This window comes from Clostridium sp. 2218st1_F5_2218SCRN_220325 (genome assembly GCF_039062665.1).
GTDB lineage: Bacteria > Bacillota > Clostridia > Peptostreptococcales > Peptostreptococcaceae > Intestinibacter.
Window position 1 is genome coordinate 111,679 of record NZ_JBCLNH010000006.1, and the last position, 17,834, is coordinate 129,512.

General features: G+C 28.7%; 14 protein-coding genes and 1 other RNA gene. 11 read left to right on the forward strand and 4 right to left on the reverse strand.

Annotated features, from left to right (window positions below):
- Positions 1 to 16 precede the first annotated feature (16 nt).
- Positions 17 to 928: an AraC family transcriptional regulator gene (locus ABCM86_RS05515; RefSeq protein ID WP_295762247.1), complete on the reverse strand. Its 912-nt coding sequence runs from the start codon at positions 926 to 928 to the stop codon at positions 17 to 19.
- A gap of 240 nt (positions 929 to 1,168) precedes the next feature.
- Between ABCM86_RS05515 and hutH the strand changes: the two genes are divergently transcribed.
- The 5 genes from hutH to ABCM86_RS05540 all read left to right on the forward strand — a co-directional run bounded on the left by hutH (position 1,169) and on the right by ABCM86_RS05540 (position 7,796).
- Positions 1,169 to 2,740 carry a histidine ammonia-lyase gene (gene hutH / locus ABCM86_RS05520; RefSeq protein WP_343003667.1) on the forward strand — a complete coding sequence of 524 codons (1,572 nt, stop codon included), beginning with the start codon at positions 1,169 to 1,171 and terminating at the stop codon, positions 2,738 to 2,740.
- A gap of 47 nt (positions 2,741 to 2,787) precedes the next feature.
- Positions 2,788 to 4,812, forward strand: coding sequence for a urocanate hydratase (locus ABCM86_RS05525; protein ID WP_343003675.1), 2,025 nt, complete (start codon positions 2,788 to 2,790; stop codon positions 4,810 to 4,812).
- A 103-nt stretch (positions 4,813 to 4,915) separates the two neighbouring features.
- Positions 4,916 to 5,809, forward strand: a complete 894-nt coding sequence (gene ftcD, locus ABCM86_RS05530; protein WP_195930128.1) for a glutamate formimidoyltransferase — start codon at positions 4,916 to 4,918, stop codon at positions 5,807 to 5,809.
- A gap of 37 nt (positions 5,810 to 5,846) precedes the next feature.
- Positions 5,847 to 7,124, forward strand: coding sequence for an imidazolonepropionase (gene hutI, locus ABCM86_RS05535; RefSeq protein ID WP_343003668.1), 1,278 nt, complete (start codon positions 5,847 to 5,849; stop codon positions 7,122 to 7,124).
- Positions 7,125 to 7,154: 30 nt separating this feature from the next.
- Entirely contained in the window at positions 7,155 to 7,796 is a 642-nt protein-coding gene (locus ABCM86_RS05540; protein ID WP_295677530.1) for a cyclodeaminase/cyclohydrolase family protein, read from the forward strand.
- A 100-nt stretch (positions 7,797 to 7,896) separates the two neighbouring features.
- On the opposite strand, the gene ABCM86_RS05545 is transcribed toward ABCM86_RS05540, so the two are convergent.
- Positions 7,897 to 8,274, reverse strand: coding sequence for a hypothetical protein (locus ABCM86_RS05545; RefSeq protein WP_295677529.1), 378 nt, complete (start codon positions 8,272 to 8,274; stop codon positions 7,897 to 7,899).
- 313 nt (positions 8,275 to 8,587) lie between these two features.
- Here ABCM86_RS05545 and ABCM86_RS05550 point away from each other — a divergent pair, with 313 nt between their 5' ends.
- The 4 genes from ABCM86_RS05550 to ABCM86_RS05565 all read left to right on the forward strand — a co-directional run bounded on the left by ABCM86_RS05550 (position 8,588) and on the right by ABCM86_RS05565 (position 12,205).
- Positions 8,588 to 9,463: a hypothetical protein gene (locus ABCM86_RS05550; protein ID WP_295677528.1), complete on the forward strand. Its 876-nt coding sequence runs from the start codon at positions 8,588 to 8,590 to the stop codon at positions 9,461 to 9,463.
- A 145-nt stretch (positions 9,464 to 9,608) separates the two neighbouring features.
- A non-coding RNA gene (ssrS, locus tag ABCM86_RS05555) (6S RNA) lies at positions 9,609 to 9,796 on the forward strand.
- Positions 9,797 to 10,063: 267 nt separating this feature from the next.
- A complete protein-coding gene (locus ABCM86_RS05560; RefSeq protein ID WP_343003669.1) occupies positions 10,064 to 10,714 on the forward strand; it encodes a hypothetical protein in 651 nt (216 codons plus the stop codon).
- A 327-nt stretch (positions 10,715 to 11,041) separates the two neighbouring features.
- Complete coding sequence (locus tag ABCM86_RS05565; protein WP_343003670.1) at positions 11,042 to 12,205, forward strand: hypothetical protein; 1,164 nt, start codon at positions 11,042 to 11,044, stop codon at positions 12,203 to 12,205.
- Between the two features lie 72 nt (positions 12,206 to 12,277).
- On the opposite strand, the gene ABCM86_RS05570 is transcribed toward ABCM86_RS05565, so the two are convergent.
- Complete coding sequence (locus ABCM86_RS05570) at positions 12,278 to 13,297, reverse strand: hypothetical protein (protein WP_195931590.1); 1,020 nt, start codon at positions 13,295 to 13,297, stop codon at positions 12,278 to 12,280.
- A 260-nt stretch (positions 13,298 to 13,557) separates the two neighbouring features.
- Between ABCM86_RS05570 and ABCM86_RS05575 the strand changes: the two genes are divergently transcribed.
- On the forward strand, positions 13,558 to 14,700 hold the full coding sequence (locus ABCM86_RS05575; protein WP_295677795.1) for a hypothetical protein: 1,143 nt from the start codon (positions 13,558 to 13,560) through the stop codon (positions 14,698 to 14,700).
- A 146-nt stretch (positions 14,701 to 14,846) separates the two neighbouring features.
- Here the strand turns inward: ABCM86_RS05575 and ABCM86_RS05580 are convergent, their stop codons facing one another.
- Positions 14,847 to 16,181, reverse strand: coding sequence for an oligosaccharide flippase family protein (locus ABCM86_RS05580; RefSeq protein WP_295762263.1), 1,335 nt, complete (start codon positions 16,179 to 16,181; stop codon positions 14,847 to 14,849).
- Positions 16,182 to 16,388: 207 nt separating this feature from the next.
- On the opposite strand from ABCM86_RS05580, the gene ABCM86_RS05585 reads away from it, so the two are divergent.
- Entirely contained in the window at positions 16,389 to 17,810 is a 1,422-nt protein-coding gene (locus ABCM86_RS05585; protein ID WP_195931718.1) for a PLP-dependent aminotransferase family protein, read from the forward strand.
- Positions 17,811 to 17,834: the final 24 nt, after the last annotated feature.

Genomic DNA, 17,834 nt, shown 5'->3' on the forward strand with positions numbered 1-17,834 from the left:
AATAGATTATGATTTTTTAAAAAGAAGAAATACTTTTTAATTTTTCCTTTTTATATTTAGTAGGCGACAAATCCATAACTCTTTTAAATATTTCTGTGTAATAACTGGCGTTTGAAAAGCCGACATTTTCTGAGATTTCGGTGATATTTAAATTATCGCTTAAAAGAAGAGGTATACTTTTTTTAATACGATAATTTAAAAGGTATTCAAAAGGAGTTTGTTTGGTCGCCTTTTTGAAAAATCTGCAGCACTCGCTTTTACTTATATTGCATGATTCTGAAATATCATAAAGTGTTATTTTGTTTTGATAATTGCTATGTATAAAGTTGAGTATTTTAGAAAGTCTTATAATATCGTTTGAATTAAAGATTTGTTCATCTTGTAAAATAGAACTGACCTCATTAAAAAATAATGACCACATTTCACATATTTTGCTTTTGACTAATAATTCATAACAAGATTTCTTTTCATAAAATATATTACTTGCTTGAAGTATTATAGATATAATATTTTGGTGAATTTTATTTTTAGAATCTAAGAAAAATGCCGGACATTGAGTAGAATTTTCAATTATATCAATATACTTAGTTTTTATTATACTTTCTTCATGGCCAAAAATAAAATTTGGTCTAAACATAAGTGCCAAAAATGCACAGTCTTTATTATTATAGCCTTTAGCAGTATGCAATGTATGAGAATTTATAAATAATCCATCTCCCTTTTTCATATTGTATATCTTGTCATTAACTCTATACTCCATAGAGCCTTCTAAAATTATAGAAAAAGTCATTTCATAATGCCAGTGATAATCTAAAAATCCATATTCATAAGCAAATAAGGTATTATAATCGAAATCAATAGGAAAAGTATAATCACCATACTGTTTCTTTTCTAATAGATTGTTTGCAACAATTATTTTTCTCTTCATAACAATCCCTCCTAAAATATAATGAACTTTTAGCGCAATATAGTTATAGAAATTGATAAAATCCTTATAGATATAATTTATATTATTAATTATACTTATAACATAACACCCTAGCAAGTCACGTAAAGAATAATTCAAATGTCAGAAAATTTCAGCCTAAAATTAATATTTGTTTAGTAAATCTATAAAAAATCTATAAAATTTTCATTGTATAAAATAAAAATTAAGGAGGTCTTAAATATGAGCGTAATTAAATTGGACGGATATAATTTATCTTTAGAAGATTTAATTAAAGTCAGTAGATTTAATCACAAAGTTGAGCTTACAGAAAATGCAGTTGAAAGAATAAAAAAATCGAGAGCCATAGTTGATGACTTAGTAGAAAACGAAAAAGTCTCTTATGGTATAACAACTGGATTTGGAAAATTTTCAGATGTAGTCATATCTAAGAAAGATACTCATAAACTTCAAATCAATTTAATAAGAAGTCATGCATGTGGTGTTGGAAATCCTCTTTCAGAAGAAATCGTAAGAGCTATGATGTTGCTTAGAATAAATGCATTATCAAAAGGATATTCAGGTATAAGACTTGAGACACTACAAATTTTAATAGATATGTTAAATAAAGGTGTTCATCCAATAGTACCAGAAAAAGGCTCTCTTGGTTCTTCTGGAGATTTGGCTCCACTTTCTCATATGGTTCTAACTATGATAGGAGAAGGAGAGGCTATATATAAAGGTGAAAAAATGTCTTCTAGAGATGCACTTGAAAAGGCAGGTATAAAACCTTTAGAGTATTTATCTTCAAAAGAAGGACTTAGTTTAAATAATGGAACTCAATGCATGACAGCAATTGGTGCAATAACTGTCTATGATGCTATAAACTTAATGAAAACTGCAGATATAGCACTAGGGCTTACAATGGAAGGTTTAAATGGTATAACTTGCGCTATGGATGAGAGAGTCAATTTAGTAAGACCTCATAAAGGACAATTCAATACAGCTAAAAATGTATTAGAAATATTAGATGGTAGTGAAATGACTACAGAACAAGGTGAACTTCGTGTACAAGATTCTTATACTTTAAGATGCTCACCACAAGTTCATGGTGGATGCAAAGATGCGCTTGACTATGTAGTTAAAAAAATAGAAATAGAAATGAACTCTGTAACAGACAATCCTATAATATTTCCTGGTGAAAATCAAAAAATTATATCTGGAGGTAACTTCCACGGAGAACCTATGGCACTTGCCTTTGACTTTTTGGGAATAGCTTTATCAGAAATTGCTAATATATCAGAAAGACGACTTGAAAAGATGGTAAATCCAGCACTTAGTCACGGTCTTCCTGCGTTTTTAGTTAACGAAGGCGGAGTTAACTCAGGATTTATGATAGTTCAATATAGTGCAGCATCATTAGTATCTGAAAATAAGGTACTTTCTCATCCAGCAAGTGTAGATTCAATACCATCTTCAGCAAATCAAGAAGATCATGTTTCTATGGGGACTATAGCATCGAGACACGCTAGAGATATATTAGATAATGCTAGAAAAGTATTAGCTATGGAAATACTAGCATCAGCACAAGCTATAGACTTAAGAGGAAAGAAAAAACTAGGAAAAGGCACAGAAGAAGCATATAAAATTATAAGAGAGAGAACGCCTTTTGTAGATAAAGATAGAATAATGTATAAAGATATAAATATTTGTGAAGATATTATAAAAGAAAATTTATTAGTAAAAGCAGTAGAAAAAGCTATAGGAAAAAAATTATTAGTAGGTGAAGAAATAGTTAGCGATTTAAAACTTTAATTTACACAGGAAAATTTAAGGGGGAATTTAAATTGAATAATTTAAATATAAGAAATGAAGAGATAAATAAAGCTTTAACTATCAAACTCGACAAAATTCCAGATAAAATTCCAGCATTTCAAGAACATATAAGAAGAGCACCTAAACGCGAATCAAAATTGACAAATTCAGATATAAAACTAGCATTAAAAAACGCTTTAAGATACATACCACAACAATATCACGAACAATTAGCACCCGAATTTTTAGATGAATTATTGACATATGGACGAATTTATGGATATAGATTTAGACCAGAAGGAAAAATATATGGAAAACCAATAGATGAATATAAAGGAAAATGTATAGAAGGTAAGGCATTTCAAGTTATGATAGATAACAACCTTGACTTTGATGTAGCGCTTTATCCTTATGAATTAGTTACATACGGGGAAACAGGACAAGTATTTCAAAATTGGATGCAATATCAACTTACAAAAAAATATTTAGAAGAACTTACTCAAGATCAAACTTTAGTGCTACATTCTGGTCATCCAGTAGGGCTTTTTAAATCTAAACCAGATGCACCAAGAGTAATTCTCACAAACTCTCTAATGATAGGTATGTTTGACAATCAAGAAGAGTGGAAAAGGGCAGTTGCAATTGGTGTTGCAAATTACGGTCAAATGACGGCTGGCGGTTGGATGTATATAGGTCCACAGGGAATAGTTCATGGTACATATTCAACAATATTAAATGCAGGTAGATTAAAACTTGGTATACCTAAAGATAAAAACTTAAAAGGAAAATTATTTGTAACTTCAGGTCTTGGCGGGATGAGTGGAGCCCAAGGTAAGGCAGTAGAAATTGCTGGTGGAGTTGGAGTAATAGCAGAAGTAGATTCATCGAGAATAGAAACTAGATATACCCAAGGTTGGATTAGCAAGGTTACACAAAGTCCAAAAGAAGCATTCGACTTAGCAAAAGTAGAAATTGAAAAAGGGGAAGCCTGCGCTATAGCATTTCATGGGAATATAGTAGATTTACTTCAATACGCAGTAGATAATGATATACATATTGATTTACTGTCAGACCAAACTTCTTGCCATGCACCTTATGATGGAGGATATTGTCCACAAGGAATCACTTTTGAAGAAAGAACAGAACTTTTGGCAAATGACAAAGAAAAATTTATAGAATTAGTAGATAAAACTTTATTAAAACATTTTGAATTAATAAAAATATTACACGACAAAGGCGTTTACTTCTTTGACTATGGAAATAGTTTTATGAAGGCTGTATATGATGCAGGTGGAAAAGAAATATCTAAAAATAAAATAGATGAAAAAGATGGATTTATATTCCCATCTTATGTTGAAGATATATTAGGACCTCAATTATTCGACTTTGGTTATGGACCATTTAGATGGGTTTGTTTAAGTGGAAAACGTGAAGACTTAATAAAAACTGACCATGCTGCAATGGAATGTATAGACCCAGATAGGAGATATCAAGATAGAGACAACTGGATATGGATTAGAGATGCAGAAAAGAATAACTTGGTAGTAGGAACACAGGCGAGAATACTATACCAAGATGCAATTGGAAGAACTAAAATAGCACTTAAATTCAACGATATGGTAAGACGTGGCGAAATTGGACCAGTTATGATGGGAAGAGATCACCATGATGTATCTGGAACAGATTCACCATTTAGAGAAACTTCAAACATAAAAGATGGAAGCAATATAATGGCAGATATGGCGACTCACTGCTTTGCTGGAAACTGTGCAAGAGGAATGAGTTTAGTAGTTCTTCATAATGGTGGAGGAGTTGGAATAGGAAAATCAATCAATGGTGGATTTGGTATGGTTCTAGATGGTTCACAAAGAGTTGATGACATACTTAGAACTGCTATGCCATGGGATGTTATGAGTGGCGTTGCAAGACGTGCTTGGGCTAGAAATGACAACTCAATCGACACTGTAATAGAATACAACAAAATGTGCGAAGGAAAAGATCATATAACACTACCGTTTTTAGTTGATGATGATTTAATTGAAAAAACAGTTGGAGATAAAAAGTTTTTTTAAATAAGACTTAAGTAAGTTAAATATATTATGTATAAAAATATTATCCTAGCTCAATAATACAATTTTTTTGGGCTAGGAATTTATATACAAGGAGGATAAGATTGTGGCTATAGTTCAATGTGTACCAAATTTTAGTGAAGGCAGGGATTTAGATAAGATAGAGAAAATAATTAATCCTTTAATAGGAAAAGAAGGCGTAAAACTATTAAATTATGAAGCTGATAAAAATTACAATAGATTAGTAGTTACGATAATAGGAGAGCCCCAAAAGGTAAAAGATGCAGTATTTGAAGCTATAGGTGTGGCAAAAGATATTATAGATATGAATAAACATAAGGGACAGCACCCTAGATTTGGTGCTACTGATGTTTGCCCATTTATTCCTATAAAAGATATGGATATGGATGATGCTATTAAACTAGCTAATGAGCTTGGTGAAAAAGTCGCAAAAGAATATAAAATACCTGTATTTTTATACGAATGTGCAGCTACTAGAGGTGAAAGAGAAAACTTAGCAACAGTTAGAAAAGGAGAATTTGAAGGACTAGATAAAAAATTAGAAGATACTAATTGGACTCCAGATTATGGTGTTAATAAAAAACATAAAACAGCAGGAGCAATTGCTATAGGAGCTAGAAGACCATTAATTGCTTATAACATAAATCTAGATACTACAAATATTGATATAGCATCAAAAATAGCAAAAACAATTAGACATTCAAATGGTGGATATAGATATATAAAAGCGGGCCCTGTAGAAGTACCAGAGAAAAATATGACTCAAGTTACAATGAATTTAACAGACTATACAAAAACGAGTATGTACAGAGCGTTCGAGGCGGTAAAAATGGAAGCTAAAAGATATGGAGTAAATATTATAGGCAGCGAAATAGTCGGTCTTTGTCCTATGGAGGCACTTGTCGATGTGGCATCATATTATTTAGGGCTTGAAAATTTTACACTAGATAAAGTTTTAGAAACTAGTTTAATGGAATAAATTTTTAAATACTTGTATATAAAGCGGGGGAAGTACAATGAAAGCCGATTTGATTTTAAAAAATATTGGGAAATTAGTTACAATGCAGGGTTCATCAAATTTTAAAGTAAAAGAAGAGATGAATAACACTCAGATAATAGAAGATGCGTATATAGCAGTTAAAAACGGTAAAATACTAGCTATAGGAGTAGGAGATATATTTGGAAATATTATTGGTCCAAATACACAAATACACGATGCACAGGGGCTTTTAGTAACGCCTGGACTTATAGACTCACACACACATTTAGTGCATGGAGGTTCAAGAGAAAATGAATTTTCGATGAAATTAAATGGTATACCTTATATAGAAATTTTGAAAAATGGTGGAGGAATATTAAGTACTGTAAAATCTACAAGAGAATCATCAAAAGAAGAATTATACCAAAAAGCTAAAAAAAGCTTGGATAGAATGTTAGAGTTTGGAGTAACTACAATAGAAGCAAAAAGTGGATACGGATTAGAATTAAATACAGAAATTAAACAACTAGAAATAGCTAAACTATTAGATAAAACTCATCCAATAGACTTAGTACATACTTTTTTAGGAGCACATGCTATTTTACAAGAGTACAAAGAAAATCATAAAGTATATATAGATATATTAGTAGATGAAATGTTGCCGAAAATAAAAAATATGGGACTGGCAGAATTTTGTGATGTATTTTGCGAAGAAGGAGTATTCAGTATAGAAGAAAGCGAGTACATACTAAGTAGCGCAAAAAAAATGGGATATAAATTAAAAATACACGCTGATGAAATTGAGTCTTTAGGAGGAGTAGAGTTAGCAGCAAAATTAGGATGTATATCTGCAGATCATCTTATGGCAGCTAGTGATAAAGGCATAAAGATGATGATAGAAAATAAAGTTGTGGCAAATATACTTCCTGCTACATCATTTAACTTAAATAAAAATTATGCTGATTGTAGAAAAATGATAGATATGGGAGCTATAGTGAGTTTATCAAGTGACTATAATCCGGGAAGTTGTCCTAGCGAAAATCTACAATTTGTAATGCAGTTGGGATGTCTACATCTAAATATGACTCCAAATGAAGTTCTTACATCAGTTACGATAAATGCAGCATATGCTATAGATAGAGCGGATAAAATAGGTTCGCTAGAAGTTGGTAAAAATGCAGATTTTGTGGTATTTGATGCTCCTAATGTTGAATACTTAATGTATCATTTTGGCATAAATCATACCCAAAGAGTCTATAAAAATGGGAAATTAGTAGTTGATGATAAGGTTGCAGTTTATAATAAAAAACAATAAATATAAATAAGGTGTATAGGGGGGAAAGATATGAAATTAATTGATATGAGCGTGGCTGATTTTACAAACGAAGTAGATTCAAATTCGCCAGCACCAGGAGGAGGTTCTGTATCAGCTTTAGCAAGTGATATAGGGGTTTCACTTGCAAGAATGATGGCTCATCTTAGTTTTGAAAAAAAGAAGTTTGAACAATTGGACGAAAAAACAAAAGAAGAGTTCAAGGCTAGATTTGATAAACTAGGAGAGATAAGAAAAGAGCTATCTACTTTAGTAGACAAGGATACAGAATCATTTAATGAATTTATGAAGGCAGTAAAAATGCCTAAAGAAACAGAAGAACAAAATAAATTGAGAGCTAAAGCAATACAAGAAGCTACAATATTTTCTATTGAGGTACCATATAAAACAGCAAGTCTTTCATTAGAAGCCTTAAGATTACTAGATTTTTTGATTAAAAATGGGAATCAAAACGCGATAACAGATATAGGCGTTGGGACTTTAATGCTATCAGCAGGTATGGAAGGCGCAATATTAAATGTAAAAGTAAATTTAGGACAAATTAAAGACAAACAAATTTATGATAAATATAGAGATGGATGCAAAGAAATACTATCAGAAGGCAATGAAATAAAAGATAATATAATTTCAAATATACATAAACAACTAGATTGATTATAAATTAAAAATATAGTTCTCTTTTTAAATTTATAATTTTACATATCACGAAAAAAGGTATTGAAAAGTTAAATTTCAATACCTTTTTATTATCCTATTATCCCTTTTTTACTCTTTTGACTTTTTTTACAGTTTTTTTGCCAGATGAGCTATGATGTGAAGCTGATTTTTTAGTTTTAGCTTTTTTAGAATTTATCTTATCTTGTATTTCTGCTTCAGATATTTTGTTCATAATAGAGTCTAGTTTTTGCTGTTGTTCTGGATTTAAAAAATTCTTAAATTTAGATACGACTTCTTCTTTCCCCTTTAAATTCTTACCGATGTTGATAAGTTCATCTAAAAGTTCATCTTCAGATTTGCCTTGATAGCTATTAGCTATATCTTCTATTTTATTTTTGTCGATATTTTTATCTTTTGCAAATTTCTCTAAAGTATCTTTGTCTATTTTATCTATTTTTTTCTTTGAATTTTTCATAGAAAACTCCTTTCTCAGCTTAAAAATAATGATTATATATAATTTATATGAGACTTCTAATAAAAGTTAATACTATAATTGAAAAAATATACATTAGTAAAAGATTTAATATATTCATATTATATGAAATGTTTATTAAAAAGTGAGAAGAAAATATACTTCTTAATTAAATATAATATATGGAAGATTTTAATCATAATATTATATATAGATATATTAATTAATAGGAACATTAACAATTAAAGAATCATATTTTAAAATATATGTTAAGATATTGTATGGATTATACCTATTATAAAAGGGGGGACTTGTATTGAACAATTTATTGTTGATACTTGGACTTTTAGCTCTGAGCAATGGAAATACGTCTTTGTTCGGTAATAAAGATAAGAATGTATCGAACGATAGTTTAAAGATAGATAAAAAAGATAATAAAAAATTAGTTCCAAAAGTAAAACAAAACAGTAAAAGCCATCAAAGCCAGAAATCTACTTCATCGTCAAATCCAAGGGGAAAAAAGATTAAAAAAATAAAAAAAATTAAAAAGAGTAGTAGGCATAAAAGTAATTCCATTGATAATGCTATAAAATATAATGTGGATGATTTAAAGACCGGAATAAAACTTATGGATTTAAATGAAGAAGATTTAGACAGGGGAATGGAGATTATAACAAGAACTAAGAAATATATGTCCTCTGAAGAACGAAAAATATTAATAAAGATGGAAAGTATATTAGATTTAGTTAAAGGAATTAAAAAATTAAATGATGTGGATATATTAGAAAAAGAAGATGAAAGTGAATTTTTTAGAAATATGGATGAAGAAGACAAAAAGAATATGATGATAAAAGAAATTTTAGAGGTATTTCCAGAAAAGAGAAAAGAATCAGTAGAAAAAGCAATAGACATGAAAAAGAAAATTGATTTATTTGCCGAGTTATTTTTACCAGAAGATGGAGAAGGCGGATTTTCACTAAGTTCCTTAGCAGATATAAGTAATTTAGGAAGTTCAAATAATATTAAATTATTAGGAAGTCTTTTGAGAGGGGATAATTTAGAAGAACAACAAAAAAGTGATGATATAGAAGATATGGAAGAATATGATGAAGACTATAATGAATATGATTATGAATATGGAGAATACTATGAAGAAGATGAAGATAGATATGATAAAAATAGATATGATTAAAATCTAGAAATTTCAACCGTAAATCAGATTTATAATATAAATTATATTTACATAGAAATTTTCTGAAAAGATTTTAAAAAATTTTCTAAAATTACCATAGAAAAAGACTTTAAATTTTTTAGATTTTGTTATATAATAAACATATAAAATCCTGAGGCATACGAATGGTGACCTTTAAATTCAACCGACAAATATTTTACGGGAGATTGGAGTTAGGTAGCGGAGTAAATATATCTTGTATTTATATAAGAAATTAGAAACTATCTACAGATCACCCACCTGGGAGGATTCTCGGGACTGAATTTATGGGCCCAACGGTGTTTTGGGATTTTATATTTTAATGATTAAAGTGAAGTTAAAAAGCTAAACCAAATTGGTTTAGCTTTTTTTGTATTTATATATTAATAAATTTAATTTTTTTATATTATTTAGATAAAAAAGAAATAAATTATGTTGAGAAATACAGTATTTTAGAGGATTATAGCTATATAAATAAAAAAAAGTAGAAATTTGTAACAACTTTGCGGAAATTACATATATATTTATTAAGAGTTTAAATAAAGCTCTAAATAAAATATATAAAATAAGGAGAGGGTATAAATGCCATACCAATATTATGAAAATCAATATTTAGAAGGTCAAATCATGCAAAATAGATCTCAAATCGCAGGAAATCAATTTGCACAAGGTTACGTTCAACAACCAACTCAAGTAAGACAAGGACAAGTAAATAATTATGTTAACAATACAGCTAGCGCTGGAACTACACAAGCTGTAGAAAATGTAAATTATTATGACACTTATTATCATAGAATCAACAACTATCATACTATGAATACTAATCGTTATAGAGATCACTATGTAGATCATAATGTATATTACAATAGTTCAAGAAATGTATATGATGGAGCAGACTATCATACAACATCTAATTATGTAGTAGACCCAGTATATGCATCTACAGGTTCAAGTACAGGTGGAGTAGTATCAGGATCAACTGGAACAACAGGATCAACTGGAACAACTGGAACAACAGGATCAACTGGAACAACAGGATCAACAGGCTGTGGATGCAATAGACCACAACCACCATGCTGGAGCCCTTGCCAAGGTGGATCAACAGGATCAACAGGATCAACAGGCTATGGATGTGGATGCAATAGACCACAACCACCATGCTGGAACCCTTGCCAAGGTGGATCAACAGGTAATACAGCTAGTTATAGAAGATTCCCAGGACAAAGCTATTAATTACTTGATATTTTAGTTAGTATAAAACCTTAATTATTTAGCACATAGGAATATAAGCGTAGATTATAACCTATAAAATTGGATATATTATAGTTAAAACACAGTAATAACTATGATTTCCTATGTGCTTCAATTTTTAACCAAGTTTTTTATTTAATACCTGTATGAAATATACAGGTATTTTTTTAATTCTAAGGAAATTATATTCCTTTATTATTTCAAATTACATATCAAATAAGAACAATTAGCTCAGAATTTGCATAATATTTAGTATATTATATGAATCTCATATCGTATAATAGATAACTTATTTAGGGGGACAAAGAAATGCAAAATCTTAGAAAGAATAAAAATAAGGTTGTTACAACACAAATGATGGGGTTAAGTAATGAAGAAGCACTTGATAGAGATATGAATGAAGATATGGGTAGAGGATGCAAAACTAAACATTCTATGATGCAAAACAATAATTGCTGTCAAGAACCATGTAAAGAAGCAGAACTTTGTAATAATAATTGTGTAGATCCTTGCAAAAAAACTCAACATCATCATAAACAAGACCATTGTTGTGAAACATGTGAAGATACTATAAGTCAAAATTGTATAAAAAATACTTGTGATAACACATTATGTAGTTCACCACTTAATATACCAAGAGTATCAACAGCTAATACAATACCATATGCTATAGATGCTAATAGAATATTTGATACTATAGAATTCCAAACATTCCAAGATGCTAATGGAACAGGATTAGACTATACTTATGAAGTTATAGACGTAAATGGTATGGTTCCAAAAACTGGTCAAGGAAGAGTTACTGTAGAACAAATATGCTTTAATTATGACGAAATGGTAATATATCCAGGAAATACATCTTTAGAAGGATTTACAGTAGAAGAAGTGACTAATGATGCACCTTGTGAATCAAACTTTGATTATACTGTATGTGGAGAAAGAAATACAACTTGTTGTTCACAAGGATTAGGAACAACAACAAGATATAGACAAAGAGGATTAACTATACAAATAAATGGATTAGAAATAATTTTAAAATGTAAATGTGGATGCACAAAGATAAATGTATTAGTAGTTCCTACTACTAATTATACAGTATTTAATTTTAATACATTATCAGCACAATTATCTGTTCCAGCAGATGGAAATTCATTTACTTTAAGACAAAACTATCAAACTCAATTATCAGTAGGTTGCGTTGGTACAGGATTAATAAGTAAAGAATGTGTTAATGGATGCACAACTTATAACTTCCAATTACCAGGTGGATTAGACTTAGTTCTTTGCTTACAAGAAGTAGTAAGTATATTAAAACAAGAACAAATAGTAGTACTTGGTTCTTCAAGTCAAGTTCAACCAAGAGTAGTTGATACTTTCTCTAAAGTATGCGACTTTAAACAATGTGGAGGTAACTCAAATACAAATAACGCTTCAGCAAATAATTCAGGAAATAACTGCAACTGTCAAAGATAGTATTTCTTAATTTAATTTAATATATTTTAGGCAATAGAAATCTATTGCCTATTTTTAGTTTTTGTAAAAATATTAAAATCCTAAAATACTTAAAGTATTCATAGTTGTAAATAAATATAAATCTTTATAAATTAAATCATCATCTACATTGGAGTGTATATTAGTTCTTAGAAAATACTCGCTAACACTTGTTTCATCACACACAGGTTTGCTCCATGTTTTCCCAAAATCTTTAGAAAAAGAAGTGAACAACTTATCAAATGAGACCCACATACAATATAAAATAGAATTCTCCATTATCAAAGATGGAAAAGTATATAATGATGGCTCAGTTATAAAACAAGAAATATTTTGGACTAAGATATTATCTTTAACATTAAAATTTAAGTATTTTACAGAATATTGATCATTTGTATTTTCACAAAATACTAAATGATACATATCGCTATCTGGAATTTTTAATATATTTAAATATAATTTATTGCTAGCAGTATTTGTAAGTTGGATAGGATTGCTCCAACTCAAATTATTATAATCAAATGTAGAATAAAATACTTGTTCATAATTATCTACTAAATTTAAGTAAAATATAGTCGGAATATTATCGTTAAATACGATATAGAATTGGTTTAAAATATTGAAATTGACAAAATCTATTTGGTTTTCAATCCATTGGCCTTCGTTATTTTTATATTGGTGAAAAATAACTGCCGAATTAGTAAACTTAGGACTATATACATAATAAAACATATGGATATTGTCATCTATATATTTTATAAATGGAAAACAAACAGCAAATTTTTCATAATCAAAGCTAAATGTCTCCTTCAGTAAAAATATATTACTGTCTTTTTCACATTCCACTATTTTGATTGCATTATCTGATACAATTCCATAGATTTTATCTAAATTGTCTATAGTAAAGTAAAATTGTGTATAATCAATTGTATTATTACTTATTAAAATATTATCTTTTATTAGGGTATTATCTTTATCATAGTAATTATAGTAAAGACCGTTATTATTAAAAATATAGAATATATCTTTGGAAGACCTTCTAATTAAATTAGAAGTATTATTAATAAAAGTCATGTGATTCACCTCTATAAATATATATTTTGCTTTAAAGAAATCTATTCTTTATAAAATTGGTATTCCTTTATAAAATTATATTCTATAGAAGCGTAAATATTATAGTTAACAATCACTAATTAGTATAATTTTCTACAAAAAAAAATTATTTTTTACTTTTTTACAAAAATAAGAACAATATTTGCATTTCTAACATAGTATTTAGTAGGTTAAAAAATTGGTTTTAGCCAAAAGTTTATATTAATGGGAGGTAATCAATAATGCAATGCAATAGAAATGCAATGAATACTAGAGTGATAAGAGGGAATCAATATACACAAGATATGATGGATCCTAGAGGATTTATAATGGACCAAGGAGAATGTAATTATGATAATTTTGCAGTAAGTCAACCATTACCACCACAACCACCACAACCACCAATTGTACAATGTAATTGCCAATGTAATAATAACAATGATCAAACTCCAAAATGTCCTATACCTTATGAACCAGCAGGAACAGATTCAACATATTCTTCTTGTTCAACATTAGCACCATGTGCAGGAAATGCACAATGCTGTATAGGTTTACAAGCACAACCAATAACATCAGCAAATTGTATGCCTTATATAATTAGAACATATAAAGTATCAGATGCTATAAAATTTGATAGAGTAGCAACAGGTACAACAGCTGTATTGGCAACTGGAGGAACTCAAGCATTTACAACAGGAATAACTGTAACAGGAGACCCTATACCAGTTGGAACATTTAAGTTAAATATAACAGAAGTTTGCTTTGGAGATTCTACTGTAACTTTAACTCCAGGAGCAACAACAGTGGCAGGAAAAGCACTTACACCAACATCAGTATTTACTTCAAGCCACAATTTATTAAATAGATCATCAGTTAGTACTGCAGGTTTATCAAGTTGTTGTCAACAATGCATGGGAACTACTTTAGATTATTCACAAGCTGCAACAACTGCTACAGTAACTGCACCAGCAGGAGCAGACCCAGCAAATAGTATAAATGTAGTATTAAAGGGAACAGCAGGATGTTCAAATGTACAAATAGCAACTACAATAAATGCAACAGCAGGTGGCATAGCTTTAACATATGAAGCTTTAAATGGAAGTTTATGTAGAGCATATAATATGGACTCAAGTGTTGTAGAACAATACTATCAATCTAAATTATCATTAAGTTGTGTAGAAGCAACTATACAAAATACAAATGCAGCACAAAATCCATACACTGTTACTATATTAAAACCAGTTTATCCACAATTATTATTAAGAACTACTGTATCTTTATTAGGATATGCATTAATCTCTGTAGTAGGAGCAGCACAAGCAGTTCAAGCAAGAGATGTTCCAGTAGTAGCTGCATCAGACTTTAACTTTGATGGATGTTTCTAAGTATAAATATAGTATAAATATAATTTAGGATAATATAAAAATGAAAATATTTAATATTTGATTCTTAATATAGATTAAAACAACCAATAAGAGCGTTTTAAAAAATAAAACTACTTATTGGTTGCTTTTTTTATGTATGCATGTAATTAAATTGATTTAGCTGGATTTTTTAAAGCATGGAGTAATGCTATTGAATGTAAAAGCGTAGTAAAAATAGCGATTCCAGTTACTACATATATGTAGGCGAATATATTTAAGCTAGGAATAGGTAACAAGAAGTATAAAAAGATTAATTGAATTGCCATTCCTAAAATAGTATTAAAGCTCGAAATAAATTCTCTTCTTATACCATGGAGTATTGCTGATAAAGTTTGATTTAGAGATAAAAAAATCGGAGCTAAAAACATAGATTTTAAGTAAACTCCAGCGACTTCGTTTTTAAAAAATAAAATACAAAGCGGTTTTGCAAAGAAATAAAATAATAAAGAGCATAAAATACTTACAATTAACGTTAGAGCTATAGAATATTTAATTTTCTTTATAAGAAAACTATTATTTTTTAGTGCAACTTCACTAGATATACTTGGAATTAAGTTTACAACGAGGGCTGAGCCGACTGAAAAAGGAAGATATACAAATGGCATAACCATACCACTTATAATACCATAGGCTCCTAAGGCCTGTGTATAAGACATATTAGCAAGTATTAATCTAGATGGTATTATTATAGAGCTTATTGATTGAAGTACTATACTCGACATTCTATTACAAGTTATAGGTATAGACATCTTTAGCATTTCAAAAGAGGCATGTTTAAAATCATCTATATTTATAATTAATTTTCTATATAGATTAGAATCATAATAAAGATTTACTGTAATAAATATTATATTTATCATTTCGCCAATAGATATAGCTATAAGTGCGCTATAACAAAGTAAGTGGTCATTTTTTATGTAATAGTAAACAAGAATTAAAAATAAAATTCTAGATATTTGTTCTAGTATTTGACCAACAGCAGGAACAATGACTTTCTTTATTCCATAGAAGTAACTTCTCAAGACATTTGACAGAGTTATTAAAACTATAGCTGGACAAATAGCTAGTATAAAAAGGTTTAATTTTGGATTATGTAAAAATATATCTGAGAAAAATTCGCTATGTATAGATACAAATATGGAAATAATAAAAGCAATGAAAAATGATATATATAGTGTCGATATAAAGAATATATTAGTTTGTTTTTTATCTTTTAAAGTATTATTAGTTGAAATTAAACAACTCAGAGCCGTCGGAATGCCGGTTGTAGTTAATGCTATACAAATCATAAGAAAGTTAAATACTATATGGTATATTCCCAGACCTTGTTCTCCTATTATATTTGATAAAAAAATTTTATATATAAATCCTAAACCTCTTACAATTATATTAGATATTGCTAGAATTATTGTAGATAATAAAAGATTTGGAATCTTTTTCAAAAAATCACCTCCTATTGATAATATTTATTCTAAGAAGGTTTTAATCATTCATATTATAAAAGTATCTTAAGATAGATTTAATAATCTAGCACATAGAATTTTCTCTTTTTAAAAAATTGGTATATAATATATTATACATATTAAATACTTTAAAATATAAATTAGCATTTACAAAAAATGTTGATATATAGACTATAGGGGTAGAAAATGGAAAAATATAAAATAGAATTAAATAAAGGTAGTAGTAAGTATTTGCAGATTTACAACTACATAAAAAAATTAATAATAGACAATGATATAAAAGAACATGAAAAACTGCCACCAATACGAAAATTAGCAGATTATATTGGTGTGAATAATGCAACAATAGTAAAAGTCTATGAACTTCTAGAAAATGAAGGATACATATATAAAATCGTGGGCAGTGGAACATTTGCTTCAAACATAAAACTTAAAAAAAAGAAAACAATAGAAAAAAAAGAGGGATTAATACACTTTGATAGTGGAAATCCATCAGCAGATATGTTTCCTATTGATGATTATAAAAAAGCTATAAATATGGCGCTTGAAAATGATGGGCCTTCTATTTTTAATTATGACGAAGGTAAGGGCTCTATAGAATTAAGAGATAAGATATGTGAGTATTTAAAAGACAGAAAAATAAATACAAATATAGAAAATATACAAATTATATCTGGAGCTCAACAAGGTATAGATATAGTATGTAAGGGGCTTATAAATTATTCAGATGTTGTATTTGTAGAAGAACCAACATATAATGGTGCATTGGAGGTTTTTAAAAGTAGAGGTGCGAAAGTAATATCAATACCGATGTTGGATGATGGAATTGATATTGGAATATTAAAACTTAAACTTGAAAAAATCAAACCAAAATTAATATATGTTATGCCTAATTTTCAAAATCCAACAGGAATATCTTATTCAACTTATAAAAAGAAAAAATTAATAGAGTTGTCAGAGGAGTATGATTTTTATATACTAGAAGATGACTTCATAAGTGATTTTCCTTTTGACTCAGAAGATAATCTTCCACTTAAGAGTTATGACAAAAATAACAGGGTAATCTACATAAAGAGTTTTTCAAAAATTTTAATGCCTGGACTTAGAATCGGTATGGTTGAAATACCTATGGAATTACAGTCTCAGATTTTATGGGCTAAATATTCTTCTGATATATCAACCCCAGGTTTAATACAAAAATCAATGTTTTATTATATGAACTGCTTTAATTGGAAACAATATTTAAATAATATAAATAATATCTATTATGAAAAATATAGTTTAGCTAAAAAATTAATAGATAAAAAAATAAGCAACAAATTAAAAGTTAGAAAATCAGCTGGAGGTATTAACTTTTTCTTTGAACTTCCAAGAGGATATTTGTCGAGTGATTTTTACAATTTTCTTTTAGAAAGAGGAGTTGTAATCACTCCAGGAACATATTTTTTTGATAATTCAATGGATGACAGATATTTTAGAATAAATATAGCGAATTCATCTCTAGAAGATATTAAAGAGGGAATAAATAGAATAAGTGATAGTTTAGATGTTTTTTTAGCTAATTATAAAGAAAAACAAAACTTAAAAAGTAACAAAATTTTTTATTAAATAAGTAAAGGAGAAGCTAAAGAA